Below are 17,342 nucleotides of genomic sequence, written 5' to 3'. Positions count from 1 at the left end.
CGATTTGCACCGCAGACGCGCAGGCTACCTCACGCTTTTGAGATGTTCAGCGAGGCGAGCGAACATCGCGTCACACCATCGGTATGCCCGGACAGCACGATGCCACCATGCTCTCGCGGACCGATCGTGGCGAACAGGTTCGCCTTGGTACGCTCGGCGTTATGGAACAGCTCGCTGTCCACACCTGGATCCGCGAGGTATTGCTGCACGAAGCCGATCAGTTCCAGATTGGAGTCGCGGCTGCCAGTCGCAAAACCGATCAGCCGTTCGAGCAGCGCACGGCTCGACAACTCACTCATCGCCGGGCACTCCGTAGCTCGGCGCCGCGGTTGGATTCAACGCGCGTGCGATGTAGTCCCGCATCTGCGGCCGATACGCTTGCCAAAGCGCGGCAAGTTTGCCGATCGGATCGTCGTCGGCCCAATCGACACGCAGATCGACGATCGGCCAGACGTGTGTATCGACGATCTTCAGAGCCGCCGAATGGACGGGCCCAGCTTCTCCGCCAGCTTCGGCGGCCGCATGCATCGCGTGTAGCAGACGATCGGCGAGCGCGCCTTGTGCGCTCTCGAACGCTTTCACCATCGCGTCGATCACCGGCTTGCCGGCGAGCAGATTGCCCGCTGCCACGCACTGATTTCCCGCGACGGCGTGATGCACGCCGAGTGCTTCCTTGCCGGTGAACATCGCGGTTCGCCCCTCACTGTCGACCACCGTCACCTGCCGGTATTCGCTCCATTCGCTCGCGCCTAGCGCCCGTTCGAGCGCCGTATCCGCCGCGATACGCCCGCTTTCCAGCAGATCGAGAATCTGCGGCCCGAGCGCGGGCAGCGTCACGTTCTGCGTCGCCACCGCACCGACGCCCGCGCGCGCCCACGGACACCTCGCACCCACCGCAATGCTCGACGAACTGATCGCGATACCGAGCTGACCGGTCTTGTCACAACGTCCGACGATCGAGAATGTCATGGCTAGCTCCTCACGCCTGGGATGGCTTCCAGTTGTCCGGAATCACGGCGATCACGTCGATTTCCATCAGCCATTGCGGCTGGCCGAGCGCGCTGACGCACAGCCCCGTCGAAATCGGATACACGCCCTTCAGCCACTTGCCGACTTCCTGATACACCGGCTCGCGATAACGGGGATCAGTGATGTAAGTCGTCGTCTTGACGATATGCGACAGGTCGCTGCCGGCTTCCTCGAGAAGTTGCTTGACGTTCTTCATCGCCTGCTCGGCCTGCGCGCGCGGATCGCCGAGACCGACCAGCTTGCCGTCGAAATCCGTACCGACCTGGCCGCGCACATAGACCGTATTGCCCGCTCGAACCGCCTGGCAAAGATCGTTATCGAGCGACTGGTTCGGGTACGTATCCTTCGTATTGAACATGCGGATGCGGGTATGCGTAGGCATCAGTTCACTCCCACTTCTTTGGTCTTCGGCGCGTGCGATTTGTCGCACGCGGTATCGGTTGGATTCGCGCCGTGCACGCCGCGCGCGTCCTGCCGACGCTGCGACGCGTCGCGATACGCGAGGTATTTGCGCTGCGTGACGATGTGATCGGCGATGTGCTTTGCGTCGTGCCAGACGCCCCAGATAAACGACGACGCGCGCCGCGACAACCACGGCAAGCCGAGGAAATACACGCCCGGTTCCTTCGATACACCGCGCTGATGCTGCGGCTTGCCCTTATCGTCGAATGCGTTCACGTGCAGCCAGTTGAAATCGACGGCATAGCCGGTGGCCCAAATGATCGTGCTCACACCCGCCTTCTTCAGATCCAGTTCCGGGAGCGGATGCGTCACGCACTCCGGATCTGGTGGAATCAGGCGTGCGTCGGGGTCTTCCGGCAGGTCCACGCCGTTGCGCTCGACGTAGTCGTCGGCCGCGTCCAGTAGCGACATCAGGTTTTCGTCGCCACGCTTCAGATTGGCGGCGAGGTCCTGTTCGAAGCTCGCGACGCCATTCGCGAACGATTTCGTCGTGCCGACCAGCGTCATGCCCTGATGAGCGAGCCTGCGAAAATCGATGGTCTGGCCGCCATACGCGCCGCTGACGGCAATGGTCACATGCTCGCGTCCCGGCACGGCGACTTCCTTGTCCCATTCGCCGAGTACACCCAGCCACCAGCAGAAATCGCGACCGCGATAGGCGCGCGGCGGACGGTCATGCGCACCGACGGACAGATAAACCTTGCGGCCCGCGCGTTGCAGTTCGTCCGCGATCTGCACGCCGGACGACCCCGCGCCAACCACGAGCACCGCGCCTTCGGGCAGCTGCGCCGGGTTCCGATAGTGGGCCGAATGAAGCTGCGTGAGCTCGACGTCCTGTGGCGCGATGGGGGGAATGACGGGCCGCTGGAACGGCCCCGTCGCAACGACCACGCGACGGGCTTCGATCGTGCCATCGGACGTTACGACCGTAAATCCTGCCCGGCCCTTCAGACGCTCGACGCTCGTGACTTCGACGCCCGTGCGGATCGGCGCATCGAACTTGCGCGCATAGGCCTCGAAGTAATCGGCGACCTGATCCTTGGCGGCGAACCCATCAGGATCGAGTCCTTCGAACTCCATATTAGGGAAGCGGTCGTGCCAGGCGGGACCATTGGCGACCAATGAATCCCAGCGGCAGGTACGCCAGCGTTCGGCAATGCGGTCGCGCTCCAGCACGAGATGGGGTACGCCGAGTTTGCTCAGGTGTTCGCTCATTGCCACGCCAGCCTGACCCGCGCCTATGACCAGCGTGTCGATCGACAATTTATCAGCCGACATGGCCTTCTCCTTCTGAAAAGCGCTCTGGATTCAGGTCACTCTCTCTCTTCGGTCGGACAGAATGTACGCCGCGCGGCGGGCAACAAAAACTATATTTTAAAAATGCTTTGCATCGTTTTTCGCTATGCAATCGACAATTGGCGAGCGACAATCGGTTCGACCGAACACGGAGCAACTGATGGACGGCAACTCGATACGCTACTCGTTGCGTCAGCTCAGGTATTTTGTCGTCACGGCCGAGACGCTTTCGTTCACCGCCGCGGCAAAGCGCCTGCACATTTCGCAGCCGTCTATCTCGACATCGCTCGCGGATCTGGAGGAATCGTTCGGCGTCCAACTGTTCATCCGCCATCACGCCAGCGGGCTGTCGCTCACGCAACCGGGCCGCGATCTGCTCGGCCACGCTCGCAATCTGCTTCAGAACGCCGAAGAATTGCAGCTGACCGCGAAGGAAATCGACGGCGGCATGTCGGGCTCCATCTCGCTGGGCTGCATGGTGTCGCTGGCCCCGCCGCTGATGCCAGGCATCATCAGCCGCTTCGTGCGGGACTATCCGGCGGTCACCTTCCGTACGACGGAAGCGCATCAGGACACGCTTTTGACCGGCCTGCGCGACGGCTCGCTCGATATCGCGCTGACCTACAGCCTCGATATCGCCGATGGAATCGCGTTTACCCCGCTGCTTTCGCTGCCACCGTATGTCATCCTGCCTAAAACACACAGGCTTGCACGGGCCCGCAAGGTGTCGCTGGCCGATCTGCTGCCCGAGCCCTATGTGATGCTGGACCTTCCGCATAGCCGCGAGTACTTCTCCGCGCTGTTCGACGCAGTCGGCAGCCGCCCTACCGCGGCTTTCCGGTCGTCACAGCCTGAAGTGGTGCGTGGCATGGTCGCCAACGGCTTGGGTTACAGCATACTCAACTTCCCGCTGAAGTCGACCCGAACAGTGGACGGCGAAGACTTCGTGATTAAACATTTCAAGGAAAGCGTCAATGCGACGACGCTTGGCATCGCACTATCGGGCGCCGTCAAGCCGCGCGAGGTTGTGAAGCGCTTCTCGGCATTCTGTGAAACGTATATTCGGCGCCTCCACATCGGTTAGCGGCCCGGAAAGCCTCTCGGCATAGGCTTGAGCTATGCACTGCATGCAAAAACAATATTTTACCTAGCAATTTGGATTGTTAGATTGGTGCTCATCGGATGCACACACTGATGGGGGGCCCCCTATGTCAGCCATTCTTCAGTCGACGGACGCTGAGCTCGACATCGTTCGCGCCCTGCGCGAGAACTGCGAGCGTCCGTTCGGGGATGCACACGCAATGCCGCCGGCCGTCTACACGTCGGAGGCGTTTCTCGCGCTCGAACGGCGCGACGTGTTTCGCAACGAGTGGTTGTGCGTGGGCCGCGCGAGCGCGCTCGCACAGAGCGGCGACTATCTGACCGCGCAAATCGACGACCAGCCGGTGTTCGTGCTGCGCGATGCGAGCGGTGCGTTGCGCGCATTCTCGAATGTTTGCCTGCACCGGATGTCGGTATTGCTTGAAGGGCGCGGCAACGTGCGCCGGATCGTGTGCCCCTATCACGCATGGAACTACACGCTCGATGGTTCGCTCGCGGGCGCGCCGTTGATGGATCGGCAGCCGGGCTTTTGCAAGGAACAATACAAGCTGCCTGCCGTGCGCTGCGAGACGTGGCAAGGCTGGATCTACGTAACGCTCAACGCGCACGCGCCTTCGGTGGAATCACATTTGTCCGGGCTGACGAAGCTGATCGAGCCGTACGGCATGAGCAACTACGTCGAGACCTTCCACGAAGAGCACGTGTGGGACACCAACTGGAAGATCCTCGCGGAAAATTTCATGGAGAGCTACCACTTGCCGATGCTGCATCGCGCAACGGTCGGGCCGCACTCGAAGCTCGAAGAAATGGAATGTCCGCCGGGCTTGCCCGCGTTCAACTATCACTGGATCACCAAGGAAGCATCGCTGCCGATCGGCAACGCGCATCCCAGCAATACACGTCTGCAAGGGCACTGGCGCCGTACCACCGCGCTGCTGGCGATCTACCCGACACACCTGATCACGCTGACGCCCGGCTACTTCTGGTATCTGATCCTGCAGCCGCGGGGCGTCGGCCGCGTGCATATCCGCTTCGGCGGAGGCCTCGCACAGGATTTCGTCGACGATCCGCGGGCCGCCGATTACATGGCTACGCTGAAGACGCTGCTCGACGAAGTCAACGCCGAGGACCGGCGCGGCGTCGAGGCCGTGTTTCGCGGCGTGCACGCGCCACTCGCGAAGCCTGGCCATCTGAGCCCTCTGGAACGGCCGAATTACGACTTCGCCCGCTATCTGGCGGGACGCCTGGGCGCGAAGTGATTTGCCGCCCCACGTGGACCGCCAACACTCTGCCGAGTTACTCATGTCAAGCCAACCATTTATTTCGTTCGACGGCGTCAGCAAGTCATACGACGGCGTGCATAGCGTCGTCGAGGGACTCGATCTCGATGTCGCGCACGGTGAATTCGTTTCGCTGCTCGGTCCGTCCGGTTCCGGCAAGACCACGACACTGATGATGCTCGCGGGATTCGAAGCGCCGACGCGCGGCGAGATCCGCCTCGCCGGCAAGCGTCTGGACGACAAGCCACCGCATCGGCGCGATATCGGCATGGTGTTTCAGAACTATGCGCTGTTCCCGCACATGACGATTGCCGAAAACGTCGCGTTTCCGCTGTCGGTGCGCAAGATAAGCCGTAGCGAACAGAAAACGCGCGTGACGCGCGTGCTGGACATGGTGGAGTTATCGCATCTGGCGGCACGGCGTCCGTCGCAACTGTCCGGTGGCCAGCAGCAGCGCGTTGCACTTGCCCGCGCGCTGGTTTTCGAGCCGAGCGTGGTGCTGATGGACGAGCCTCTCGGCGCGCTCGACAAACGCCTGCGTGAAACCATGCAATACGAAATCATGCGGCTGCATCGCGAACTGTCGCTGACGATCGTCTACGTGACCCACGACCAGAACGAAGCGTTGACGATGTCGGACCGCGTCGCCGTGTTTTCCGATGGACGCATCCAGCAGGCCGCCGCACCGACCGAACTCTACGAAAACGCGGCGAATGCGTTCGTTGCCAATTTCGTCGGCGAGAACAATGGACTGACCGGTCGCGTCGATTCCTACGGGACGGAGTGGGCTGCGATGCAACTCGCCGACGGCAGCACCGTGTGCGGACGCCCAGGCGTCGGGCTCGCGTCAGGCGACACGGCGGTGCTGGCGCTACGTCCCGAGCGCGCGCACATCGCCGCGACGCCGGACGCTTTGCAGGAAGCGACACGGCAGAACATGAACATCGTGCACGCGCTTGTCGAGGAACTCGTTTACTGCGGCGATCATCATCGCGTGCATCTGAAGCTCGGCCATGGCGAAAGCATGGTCGTCAAGCTGCCGAACACACAGCACCATGACCTGCCCGCGCTCGGCCGTCAGACCGCCGTGACCTGGCGACGCGACGACTGCAAGGTGCTGCCAGCAATGGCGGCCGCGCCGCAATCCACCGCCGCGTCCGGCGGCGTCGACTATTCCACCGTTTCCGTTCCCTCGTCCGCCTCGCCACTTATCGCAGGAGCCAACTAGAAATGAAAACCACACTCTCGTCCTTCCGGACCACCATCGCGGCGTGCGCGCTCGGGGTGTTTGCCACGGCCACGGTTCACGCGGCCGAAACGATTTCCGTCGTCACCTTTGGCGGTGCGTATGAAGCTGCCGCGAAAAAGGCATGGTTCGAACCGTTCACTGCGAAAACCGGCGACCAGTTCTCCACCGAGTCCTACGATGGCGGCCTCGCCAAGCTGCAAGCGATGGAACAGTCGAAGAACCCGACCTGGGATCTGATCGACCTCGAAACCAACGACGAGATCACCGCGTGCGACGAAGGCCTCATCGCCAAGTTCGACAAGAAGTTGCTCGGCAACACCAGTGACTTCCTGCCGGGCTCGATCAGTGATTGCGCCGTCGCGGCGATGGTATGGTCCACCGTCTATGCGTATGACACCAGCAAGCTGAAATCTGCGCCGACCACCATCAACGATTTCTTCGACCTCAGCAAGTACCCCGGCAAGCGCGGCATGCGCAAGTCGCCGAAGGTCGCGATGGAATGGGCCTTAATCGCCGATGGCGTTGCACCCAAGGACGTGTACAAGATCCTCTCCACGCCTGCTGGCGTCGATCGCGCGTTCAAGAAGCTCGACACCATCAAGCCGAGCATCGTCTGGTGGGAGGCGGGTGCGCAGGCGCCGCAACTGCTCGCCGACGGCGCGGTCGTGATGACGCAGGCGTACAACGGCCGCATCGACGACGCCGTGCACAAGGACAAGAAGCCCTTCAAGATCGTCTGGGATGCACAGGTGTACGACTACGAATGGTGGGCCGTGGTCAACGGCGCGAAGCATGCCGACGCGGCGCGGAAGTTCATCGTCGCATCCTCGACACCGCAGGCCTATGCGGACCTGTCGAAGTACATCGCGTACGCGCCGCCGCGCAAAGACGCCATTCCGCTGATCGACAAGGCGCGTCTGAACGATCTGCCGACAGCGCCGGAGAACTTTAAACGCCCGCTGCAAATCAACGCGACGTTCTGGGCCGACAACGCGGATGCGATCAACAAGCGGTTCCAGAACTGGCTGGCGCAGTAGCGCCAGATCGAACGAACGTCACCCGGGAGATCGAGCACGATGAACACGCAGCTGCCATCCACCGCCCCTTTTGGCCGCGGCCCGCAGGCCGCGAACCGCGAGTCGTTTCGCGCCGCGCGCCGCAAGGCCGCGATGCGCGCGTTGCTGCTGGCTTTGCCGTTGCTCATCTTTCTGCTGGTGACGTTCGTCGCGCCGATCGCGAGCCTGCTCGCGCGCAGCGTGCGAAACCCTGAAGTGCGCGCCGGCATGCCGCAATTGAGCACGGCGCTGGCCGGATGGGACGGTGCGGGCGTACCCGGCGAACCGGCCTTTGCCGCACTCGCGCACGATCTGAAGGACGCCAGCGAATCCGGCCAGCTCGGCAATATCGCGCGACGCATGAACTTCTCTCAACCAGAGTTCCGCAGCCTGCTGTTCAAGACGGCGCGTGCCACACGTTCGCAAACGCCCGCGCAATGGAAGCCCGCCCTGATCGATCTGGATGAACGCTGGAACACACCGGAAACCTGGCGGCTCCTCAAGCGTGCGTCGATCTCGCCCACGCCCGACTATTTGCTGAACGCCGTCGACGCGCAAGTCGCGCCCGATGGCTCGGTGACGTCCGTCGCGGCGGACAGCGCCATCTTCCGCGCGGCCTTCGGACGCACGGTCACGATCAGTGCGACGGTCACGCTGCTGTGCCTGGTGCTGGGTTATCCCGTGGCGTATCTGCTCGCGACATTGCCGGAGAACCAGAGCAACCGGCTGATCCTCTTCGTGATCGTACCGTTCTGGACATCGCTGCTGGTGCGGACCACCGCGTGGTATGTGCTGCTGCAACCAGGTGGTGTGATCAACAGCGCGTTGCTCCACTTTGGGCTCATCAATCATCCGTTGCCGCTGATTTTCAATCGCACGGGCGTGTTGATCGGCATGACGCACATCCTGCTGCCATACATGATCCTCGCGATCTTTTCGGTGATGAAAGGTGTCCCGCCCGTGTACATGCGGGCGGCGAAATCCCTCGGCGCGCATCCGGCTGTGGCCTTCGTGCGAGTGTATATTCCGCAAACGCTGCCGGGTGTCGGTGCGGGATGTTTTCTCGTGTTCGTGCTCGCGCTCGGTTATTACATCACCCCCGCCCTGCTAGGCGGCGCCGGCGACGAAATGATCAGCCAGCTGATCGCGTCGCAGACCAACGATCAGCTCAACTGGGGACTCGCGGGTGCGTTGTCGTGCTATCTGATCGCATTCACGGCGGTGTTCTATTTCATCTTCAACCGGCTGGTCGGTATCGACCGCTTGCGCTTCGGCTAACGCGCCGCGCAACCGACGCTAATGGGTTGTCGCTCCTTCGTATGGTTGATCAACAGGCAGACTCAGATGAAAGACGGACGAACCCGGCTACTCTCGGAACGCATCGCGGGCGCGGGACTACGTGTGCATTGCGCGCTCATTTTCTTTTTCCTCGTCGCGCCGATCCTCGCGATCGTGCCGCTGTCGTTCAACTCCGGCTCATTCTTCTCGTACCCGATGCAGGGCTTCTCGCTGCGCTGGTACGCGCAGGCGCTGAGTTCGCCGGACTGGCAACGCGCGTTGGCGAACAGCATCGGCATCGGCGCGGCGTCGACGCTGATCGCGACGGTGCTCGGCACGCTCGCCGCGCTCGGCTTGAGCCGCACGCAGTTTCCTTACCGCTCGATCATCATGCCGATCATCGTGTCGCCGATGATCGTGCCTATCGTTGTCGTCGCGGCAGGGTTTTATCTGGTCTTTTCGCCGCTCGGCCTGGTCAATTCGTATCTCGGCGTCGTGCTTGCGCATGCCGCGCTCGGTACGCCCTTCGTGGTGATCACCGTGACGGCTTCGCTGCTGTCGTTCGATCAAAGCCTGCTTCGCGCTGCGTCGGGGCTGGGCGCGCAGCCGTGGGTCGCGTTTCGTCGCGTCACGCTCCCGCTGATCACGCCCGCCGTCGCAACGGGCAGTGTGTTCGCATTCGCGACGTCGTTCGACGAAGTGATCGTCATTCTGTTCATTGGCGGCCCCGAGCAGCGCACCGTGCCGCGGCAGATGTGGAGTGGCATCCGTGACCAGATCGACCCATCGATCCTTGCCGTGGCCACACTGCTGATGGCGTTCGCCATCGCCCTGTTCGCCTGCATGAACTGGTTGCGCAAGCGCGCAGCGGCGGCCAGCCGCTCGTTTGGCTGAGCCGACTGTTGTGCCAGCGTGATGCCGTGGATATGCGACTTGATGACCTCCCTGTAACCGTCGACCGTTGCCAGCCTCGTTGCGGCAAAGCCGGAACCCTTGGCGCGGTCCGTCCTTGGCTGTTAGTTGCGCTTTTAAAAAGAAAAATATTGAGCGCCTGACTGTGTGGCGATATGCTTCGCATCGCCGCTCAACCACATGCAACGACCGAGGGTCGCGAAGGAAACGACAAAATGCGATTGCGACGCATCACCGCACGACGCTCACCAGTGCATGGCATGGGACTGTTTGCCCTGCAGCCGATCGCCCCGGGTGAACGGGTGATCGAGTACAAGGGGGAAGTGACCAGCTGGCGGCGCGCCGCCGCCCGTCAGCGAGCCGACGCGGGCCACACGTTCGTGTTTGGGCTGTCCAGCGGACGAGTGATCGACGGCAGCCGCGGCGGCAACAGCGCCCGCTTTCTGAACCATGCGTGCGCCCCCAACTGCGAGGCCATCGAGACGGGCGACCGGGTGTTCATTCATGCGCTCGCCACGATCGCACCCGGGGAGGAGCTTTTCATCAATTACGGTCTGTCAGTGGATGGCGCGGTCACCGACGACATTCGTGCCCAGTACGCGTGTCATTGCGGCGCGCCGGCATGTCGTCGAACCATGCTGGGAAATGACGGACAGTCGTCGTAGTCCTGCCGCCGCGCAGACGCTTCGATGAGCGATTCCTGCGGCGGTTCATCCGACGCGCCTGCCGCGTCTGTGGTGCGCGTCGATGTCTGGAACATGGCCTCGGCGTCGATCGCCGCATGGTCGCCCCGTCGCGCCGCGTCGCGTTTCAAGGTACAACGTCACAGCGCAAACAGCCGCCCAAGATGAGGCTCGCAATCTCCCACGCCGGCGAGCCGCAACGCGTGCCACGCCATCGCGTAGTTGCTCGATATCACCGGCTTGCCGATCGCCGCCTCTAGCTCCGGAATCAACCCGGCGATGCGCAAGCTCGTGCACGATACGAAAATCGCGTCCACGTCACGATTGCGCGCAAGTCGCTCAACACCAGTTCGCAATGACGCCGCATCGATCCGCGCCACTGCGTTATCGTTCGCATGCTCGAACGACGCCATGCGCGTAATGCCGTGACCGCGCGACTCGATATAGTCGCGCATGTAGTCGTTGATCGAACGCACATAGGGAGTAAGCAGGGCCGTACGTTGGACGCCTAGTGCGCGAAGCGCCGCCAGCGCCGCGGTGATCGGCGTAGTGCACGCGGCGTCCGCACGCGCTTCGCGAATCCGCGCGAACACCTTTTCCTCCCCAATCACCATCGACGCGGACGTGCAGCCAAACGCCACCACATCGATACGCTCGGCCGGACGGATCAGCGCGACCGCCGGTGCAATACGGTCCTCCATTTCCGCTAGCCGCTCGGGCGTGATGTCCGCCGAGTTATACACACGGCTTTCGTAGAACGCCACGCCGTCCTGCGTCAGCAAGCCCCGCCACTCATGCTCGATCGTATGATCGGTGGCGAGCACCACGAGCCCAATCGCGGCACGACGGCAGACGCCGTCGTCCAGCGTGAAATCGAGCTTCGTGTACACGTCGTCATGCGGTGCAATCGCACTCATTTCGGAGTCGTCCTGTCATGTCGCGTTCGCCGCTCGCGAGTCTCTGTCGTCATTGCCTCTTAAAGGTAGAGGATTGCCGGCGCCTTTGTGTAATGGTTTATACGCAAATACCCTATACCGTCCCAACGCACACCGGCTTCTATCATGAAAGAAGCGCTTTAGTGTCAGCGCTCCGGTGAAACCAGCAGTCACGCCGTTGACCTGGTGGGTATGAATCACACGCAATCGCCCCATTTCCGTCCGCTTTCCGATGTCACCGGTATACCCGTGTGGCGGATCGTCCGATCCCTCTCACAATAAGGAGTCTTCTAACATGTTTGCTCTGACGATTGGCTGGTCCGGTGCAAAGCGGGGCTCGCGGCAAACGGCCTTTGCGGGCATGGCGGCCGCCGTGGCCCTGCTTGTCGGCATGGCTCCCGGTTCGGCGCTAAGCCAGGGCGCCACCATCAAGATCGGCGTGCCCGTCCCGCTGTCGGGCAGCAGTGCCAATGCCGGCACGGATATTGTCAATGGCGCGAAGCTCGCCGCCGCCAGAATCAACGCGGCCGGTGGCGTGCTCGGCAAGCAGATCGAGCTGGTGCCCGAGGACGACGCCTGCGATGCGCAGACCGCGGTGCAGGCGGCACAGAAACTCGTCGATGCGGGCGTTGTCGCGGTAGCGGGCGGATATTGCTCAAGCGCGGCGCTGCCGGAATCGACAACTTTTCATCGCGCCGGGATTCCCTACGTGCTGGATGCGTCGACGAATCCGCAACTGACCGAGATGGGGTACGACAACGTGTTCCGCACGATCGGCCGTGACGACCAGCAGGGCCCATTCGCGGCAAGCTTCATGAAAGACGTTCTGCACGCGAAGCGCGTGGCGGTGATCGACGACAACACGACCTATTCCAAAGGCCTCGCCCAGAACACCGTGCAAGCCCTGAAGAAGGACGGTGTCGATGTCGTGTACGCCAATTCGATCACCCCCGGACAGATGGACTATTCACCGACGCTCACGCGGGTCTCCTCACTGAAGCCTGACGTGATCTACTACACAGGCTATTTCTCCGAAGCCGGCCTGCTGGTCAAGGAGGCGCGGCAACTGGGTCTGAAAATGACCTTCATGGGCGGCGACGCCACCAATGACCCCACCCTGATGAAGACGGCCGGTCCCGCCGCCGACGGCATGATCATCACGACGGCACCGCTCGCGCAGTTCCTGAGCGGCGCGCACGCCTACGTCGATGACTATACGAAGGCTTACGGGCAAGCGCCGGGACCGTACTCGGTCTATGAATACGATGCTGTCGGGGTCACGGCGAAAGCCATCGCGGACGCGAAATCGGCACAGCCTGCCGCGATCACGGCTGCTCTGCACAAGATCTCGAACTACCCGGGCGCGACCGGAACGATTGCCTTCAATTCGAAGGGGGACCGCAGCAAAGCCGTGTACATCACCATCATCGTGCACAACGACACCTTCGAGCCCTACCAGCGGCAGGATGCGAGCGGACATTGGGTGGCGATGAAGTAGGCGCTATTGCGCGCCCCGCGCCGTCATGAGCGACTTCTTCCAGTTCGTCATCGAAGGGCTGACGACCGGCTCGTTCTACGCGCTCGTCGCCCTCGGCTACACGATGGTCTACGGAATCATCCGGCTGATCAACTTCGCTCATGGCGACCTGTTCATGGTCGGCGCGTTCATCGGCTGGACCGGTCTGATGGTGCTTGCGTCCGCGCATCTGCCGCTCGCCCTGGCGCTGCTGATCGCCCTGGTGGCCGCCATGACGGTCACAGGCGCGCTCGGCCTGCTGATCGAGCGGCTCGCGTATCAGCCGTTGCTGCGCGCGCCGCGGCTGTCGATTCTGATTACGGCGCTGGGCGTCTCGCTGGCGCTGCAAAATGGGGTGCTGCTGATCTACGGCGCGGGCTTTCGCACCTATCCGCACGTGCTGAGCCAGGCCGGATTCGAACTCCACGGCGTGCAGATCACCTTCGCGCAGATCGGCATCATCGTGACGAGCCTGGCCCTGATGCTGGCACTGTATTTCTTCGTTCACCACACTTTCCTCGGCACCGCGATGCGCGCGCTGGCAATCGATCAGGACGCCGCGCGTCTGATGGGCATCGACGTCGAACGCCTGATCCAGCTCACCTTTCTGCTCGGGTCGGTGCTGGCCGCCGTGGCGGGCGTCATGGAAGGGCTTTACTACACGCAGATCAATTTCTTCATGGGCTTCGTGCTAGGCCTGCGCGCGTTCACCGCCGCCGTGCTCGGCGGCATCGGCAACATCCCGGGCGCGATGGCGGGCGGCATCCTGATTGGCCTGCTCGAAGCCTTCGGCGCGGGCTATGTCTCTTCGCAATGGACCGACGTGTTCGTCTTCGGCGTGCTGATCGCCGTGCTCGTGATCAAGCCGACCGGGCTGTTCGGCGAACGCGTTGTCGAGAGAATGTAGTCCATGAGCGCCAGTCAGGTCTCCGCGCGTTGGGCCAGGCCTGTCGGCGGTGCGCTGCTGGCCGCCGCCGTGGCGCTGCCCGCTGTCGTCAGCAACTATGTCGTCGATGTCGGCCTGACCATCGTCACCTATTCGATCCTGGGTCTTGGGCTGAACATCGTAGTCGGTTACGCCGGATTGCTCGATCTGGGCTACGCGGCCTTCTTCGCGATCGGCGCGTACACGACGGCATTGCTGGAAACCCTGCTGCACTTCTCGTTCTGGGAGACGCTGCCGTTCAGTCTGGCGTTCGCCGGGGTATCGGGCATCGTCATCGGCTATCCCACCCTGCGCCTGCGCAGCGACTATCTGGCGATCGTCACGCTGGGGTTCGGCGAAATCACGCGTATCGTCGCCACCAACCTCGACATCACGGGCGGCCCGAACGGCATCTTCGGCATCGCGAGCCCGAGCCTGTTCGGTTTCGAGATCAGTTCGCCGCTAGCGCTCTACGAACTGGGCATGGCGTTCCTCGTGCTGGTGCTCGGGTTCGCCATCCGGCTCGGCCAGTCGCGGCTGGGCCGCGCCTGGACCAGCATCCGCGAGGACGAGGCAGCTGCCGAGGCCGTCGGCGTGCCGACGCTGCGCGTCAAGCTGCTCGCCTATGTGATGGGCGCGCTGATCGGCGGGCTGGGCGGCAGCCTGTTCGCCGCCCGCTTCGGCACCATCGATCCGACCGGCTTCACCTATCTGCAGTCCGTCACGATCCTGATTGTCGTCGTGCTCGGCGGCCGGGGCAGCATTCCCGGTGTGCTCCTCGGCGCCATCATCGTCGCCGGCCTGCCGGAGATTCTGCGTTTTCTCAACCTCTGGCGCATCTTCGCTTTCGCGATCGGGCTCGTGATCCTGATGCTGTTAAGGCCACAGGGGTTGTGGCCAGCGCCGTTGCGCCGCGTCGCGCCGGCGCGCAAGGGCGCTGACGCCGATCGCGTCGCTGTGCCCGATCACGCCGTCACCGATGAGATCCTGCTGGAGGTGCGCGACATGCAGCGCCGCTTCGGTGGCGTGCTGGCGGTCGGCGGTGTCAGCTTCATGGTGCGAAGCGGCGAGATCGTGAGCCTGATCGGTCCGAACGGCGCCGGCAAGACCACCGTGTTCAACTGCCTGACCGGCGTCATCCGCCCGACTGGCGGCCAGATCGTCTGGTGCGGGGAACGGCTTGCCGGCGGCGCGCCTCATCGCATCGTCCATCAAGGCATGGCGCGCACCTTCCAGGGCATCCGCCTGTTCGGCCACATGACGGCCTTCGAAAACGTCCTGACCGGCATGGACCATCGGCTTCGGACACCGCTCGCAGCCGAGCTTCTGGGGTTGCCGTCCGCGCGCGCCGAGGCGGCGGACCATTCCACCGAGGGCCTGCGCTGGCTCGCCTTCGTCGGTCTTGCCGGCAGGGCGGGCGAGCGCGCCGCCGATCTGCCCTACGGCGACCAACGCAGGCTGGAGATCGCCCGTGCGCTCGCCAGCAGCCCTCGCCTGCTGCTGCTCGATGAGCCAGCTGCAGGCATGAACCCGACCGAGAAACGCGCGCTGATGGAACTGATCCGGCGGATCCGGGATCATGGCGTGACGGTGCTGCTGATCGAGCACGACATGATGCTGGTGATGGGCGTGTCGGACCGGATCATCGTGATGGACCACGGCGTCATCATCGCCGAGGGCCAGCCTGCCGCGATCCAGGCGGACCCGCGGGTGATCGATGCCTATCTCGGCACAGCCGGAAAGGACGAGGCGAGCGACGATACTGCCGGGGAGAAATCGCTGTGGGACTCCTAGAAATCCGCGATCTGCGTGTGAGCTATGGGACTGTCGAAGTACTGCACGGCATCTCGCTGGACGTCGCGGAGGGCGAGATCGTCGCGTTGCTCGGCAGCAACGGCGCGGGAAAAACGACCACGCTGCGGGCGATTTCCGGATTGATCCGGCCGCGCGCGGGCGACATTGCGATGGCTGGCCAGCGCCTGACGGGCTTGCGCGCACACCAGATCGTGGCGCTGGGTCTCGGTCATGTGCCCGAGGGGCGGCGCATTTTCGGGGCGCTGACGGTGGAGGAAAATCTGCATCTCGGCGGCTATCTGATCCGGCGCGACAGTGCGGCCTTGCAACAGCGAAGGGATCAGCTCTATGCGACTTTCCCCCGCCTCGGCGAGCGACGCAGCCAGCTGGCAGGCACGCTCAGCGGCGGCGAACAGCAGATGCTGGCGATTGCCCGAGCCCTGATGCTGCGCCCGCGTATCGTGGTGCTGGACGAACCGTCGATGGGACTCGCGCCGAAGCTGGTCCGCGCGATCTTCGGCATGATCGCCGACATCTGCCGCGAAGGCACCTCGATTCTCCTCGTCGAGCAGAACGCCCGCCAGGCGCTGCGGATCGCTCATCGGGCTTACGTGCTGGAAAGCGGGCACATTGCGCTCGCGGGGTCCGCCCGCGAACTGGCTCAGGATAGCCGGGTCCGCTCTGCCTATCTGGGCGGCAGTGCCATCTCGGCAGAGTAACCCGCCAACTGGGCAATCGACCTTGGCTGAAACGGGTCAGACGTAATGGAGGCAAAACATGTCAGAGATCGATAAGGAAAAGGTCGTTGCAGTGCTGCGTCGCCCGAGCGATGACGACGCCGCCTCGTCGCGGCACGGCGCCGGCCTGAATTCGACGGAGAATGCATCATGCTGAATTATCCTGCTGCCTATCAGTCCACCAAAGGCTCAGCGCTCGACGTCGACAAGACGTTCTATCAGCGCATCGTCTCTCAGCACGACACCCGCACGCTGGTCGAATCGATCGTCGTGCCGATCCGCTCGGGGCACGCGTGGACCGTGCCGGCCGGCCACGTGTTTCGCATTGTCACGATCGAAGGCCCGCAGGTTGCCGACCTGAACATGTGGAACCGGCACAACCCGCGCGAGCGCATGTGGGCGTCGCGCACGCGCCAGTTGCAGCAGGCGCACGTGAGCACGTTCGACCGTCTGTGGTCGACGCTGCCATTCCTGCGTCCGATGGTGACCATCACGGATGACAGTCTCGCAGGCTACGGTGTCGACGAGCACGGCGGCCGTGTCCACGATCTGCTCGGCACGCGCTGCGACCCCTACGTGAACCGCATGCTGACCGGCGAGGATTTTCATTTTCACTGCCACTCCAACCTGACGCGCGCCATCGCCCCGTATGGATTGACTGAGTACGACGTCCACGACGTGCTCAACGTGTTCCAGTGCACCGGCCTGAATCTCGAAGACAAATACTTCATGAAGGCGTGTCCGGCAAAGAAAGGCGATTACCTCGAATTCTTCGCGGAGATCGACTTGCTGTGCGCGCTGTCGACCTGTCCGGGCGGCGATCTGTCAGTGCCGATGTGGGGACCCGACGCGCGCGATCCGCTGGAAGTGTGCCGGCCGCTTGGCGTCGAGGTCTGGCAACTCGCGCCACAGATGCTGGATGGGTGGACGCCGCCGGCTGTGGCTGCCTACAAAGGGCAGCACGGAATGGTGCTGAATCAGCCGCAATGGAAGTGAGACTGCTGCCTCCTGTTCAGCAGGAATCGAGGGTGGCGCAGCACAAAAGCCGGAGCGAGACCGCGCCGCCTTGAATGCCCGCCGGCCCCCTTGT

General features: G+C 63.2%; 16 protein-coding genes and 1 pseudogene. 12 read left to right on the top strand and 5 right to left on the bottom strand.

From position 1 onward, the window contains the following. Positions 1-71: 71 nt before the first annotated feature. The 4 genes and pseudogenes from OKW29_RS05635 to OKW29_RS05620 form a co-directional block, all read right to left on the bottom strand. Positions 72-299: pseudogene (locus OKW29_RS05635) on the bottom strand (acetylornithine deacetylase); the annotation flags it as partial. Next, a complete protein-coding gene (locus tag OKW29_RS05630) occupies positions 292-969 on the bottom strand; it encodes a DUF1028 domain-containing protein (protein WP_429290285.1) in 678 nt (225 codons plus the stop codon). The pseudogene OKW29_RS05635 and the gene OKW29_RS05630, both read right to left, overlap by 8 nt. A 10-nt stretch (positions 970-979) precedes the next feature. Further along, complete coding sequence (locus OKW29_RS05625) at positions 980-1,411, bottom strand: RidA family protein (RefSeq protein WP_429290284.1); 432 nt, start codon at positions 1,409-1,411, stop codon at positions 980-982. Then, positions 1,411-2,769, bottom strand: coding sequence for a flavin-containing monooxygenase (locus OKW29_RS05620; protein WP_429290283.1), 1,359 nt, complete (start codon positions 2,767-2,769; stop codon positions 1,411-1,413). The genes OKW29_RS05625 and OKW29_RS05620 overlap by 1 nt, the downstream gene beginning before the upstream one ends. A 178-nt stretch (positions 2,770-2,947) precedes the next feature. Between OKW29_RS05620 and OKW29_RS05615 the strand changes: the two genes are divergently transcribed. The 7 genes from OKW29_RS05615 (at position 2,948) to OKW29_RS05585 (ending at position 10,327) form a co-directional block, all read left to right on the top strand. Continuing rightward, positions 2,948-3,871: a LysR family transcriptional regulator gene (locus OKW29_RS05615; protein WP_429290282.1), complete on the top strand. Its 924-nt coding sequence runs from the start codon at positions 2,948-2,950 to the stop codon at positions 3,869-3,871. Between the two features lie 124 nt (positions 3,872-3,995). Beyond that, positions 3,996-5,147 carry an SRPBCC family protein gene (locus OKW29_RS05610; RefSeq protein ID WP_429290281.1) on the top strand — a complete coding sequence of 384 codons (1,152 nt, stop codon included), beginning with the start codon at positions 3,996-3,998 and terminating at the stop codon, positions 5,145-5,147. Positions 5,148-5,190: 43 nt separating this feature from the next. Further along, the gene (locus OKW29_RS05605) at positions 5,191-6,396 is read left to right on the top strand and encodes an ABC transporter ATP-binding protein (protein WP_429290280.1); all 1,206 of its coding nucleotides are present in this window, start codon (positions 5,191-5,193) and stop codon (positions 6,394-6,396) included. Between the two features lie 2 nt (positions 6,397-6,398). Then, on the top strand, positions 6,399-7,454 hold the full coding sequence (locus OKW29_RS05600) for an ABC transporter substrate-binding protein (protein ID WP_429290279.1): 1,056 nt from the start codon (positions 6,399-6,401) through the stop codon (positions 7,452-7,454). A 39-nt stretch (positions 7,455-7,493) separates the two neighbouring features. Further along, positions 7,494-8,750, top strand: coding sequence for an ABC transporter permease (locus OKW29_RS05595; RefSeq protein ID WP_429290278.1), 1,257 nt, complete (start codon positions 7,494-7,496; stop codon positions 8,748-8,750). 66 nt (positions 8,751-8,816) lie between these two features. Then, complete coding sequence (locus OKW29_RS05590) at positions 8,817-9,644, top strand: ABC transporter permease (protein ID WP_090810989.1); 828 nt, start codon at positions 8,817-8,819, stop codon at positions 9,642-9,644. A gap of 233 nt (positions 9,645-9,877) precedes the next feature. Then, positions 9,878-10,327 (top strand): SET domain-containing protein, encoded by a 450-nt coding sequence (locus OKW29_RS05585; RefSeq protein WP_090811862.1) that lies wholly within the window; start codon positions 9,878-9,880, stop codon positions 10,325-10,327. 158 nt (positions 10,328-10,485) lie between these two features. Here the strand turns inward: OKW29_RS05585 and OKW29_RS05580 are convergent, their stop codons facing one another. Then, a complete protein-coding gene (locus OKW29_RS05580; protein WP_429290277.1) occupies positions 10,486-11,262 on the bottom strand; it encodes a maleate cis-trans isomerase family protein in 777 nt (258 codons plus the stop codon). 313 nt (positions 11,263-11,575) lie between these two features. On the opposite strand from OKW29_RS05580, the gene OKW29_RS05575 reads away from it, so the two are divergent. From OKW29_RS05575 to OKW29_RS05555, 5 genes are all read left to right on the top strand, one after another. Continuing rightward, entirely contained in the window at positions 11,576-12,778 is a 1,203-nt protein-coding gene (locus OKW29_RS05575; protein ID WP_429290276.1) for a branched-chain amino acid ABC transporter substrate-binding protein, read from the top strand. 25 nt (positions 12,779-12,803) lie between these two features. Beyond that, complete coding sequence (locus OKW29_RS05570) at positions 12,804-13,703, top strand: branched-chain amino acid ABC transporter permease (protein ID WP_018422469.1); 900 nt, start codon at positions 12,804-12,806, stop codon at positions 13,701-13,703. A 3-nt stretch (positions 13,704-13,706) separates the two neighbouring features. Continuing rightward, a complete protein-coding gene (locus OKW29_RS05565; RefSeq protein ID WP_429290275.1) occupies positions 13,707-15,515 on the top strand; it encodes an ABC transporter permease subunit in 1,809 nt (602 codons plus the stop codon). Then, complete coding sequence (locus OKW29_RS05560; RefSeq protein ID WP_184069643.1) at positions 15,503-16,234, top strand: ABC transporter ATP-binding protein; 732 nt, start codon at positions 15,503-15,505, stop codon at positions 16,232-16,234. Before OKW29_RS05565 ends, OKW29_RS05560 begins: the two co-directional genes overlap by 13 nt. A 168-nt stretch (positions 16,235-16,402) precedes the next feature. Beyond that, on the top strand, positions 16,403-17,248 hold the full coding sequence (locus tag OKW29_RS05555; RefSeq protein WP_429290274.1) for an urea carboxylase-associated family protein: 846 nt from the start codon (positions 16,403-16,405) through the stop codon (positions 17,246-17,248). Positions 17,249-17,342 lie beyond the last annotated feature (94 nt).

Origin of the sequence: Paraburkholderia sp. CI3 (assembly GCF_050436505.1) — a bacterium.
GTDB lineage: Bacteria > Pseudomonadota > Gammaproteobacteria > Burkholderiales > Burkholderiaceae > Paraburkholderia > Paraburkholderia tuberum.
The sequence above is the reverse complement of the archived record's forward strand: the minus strand, read 5'-3'. Positions and strand labels throughout refer to the sequence as shown.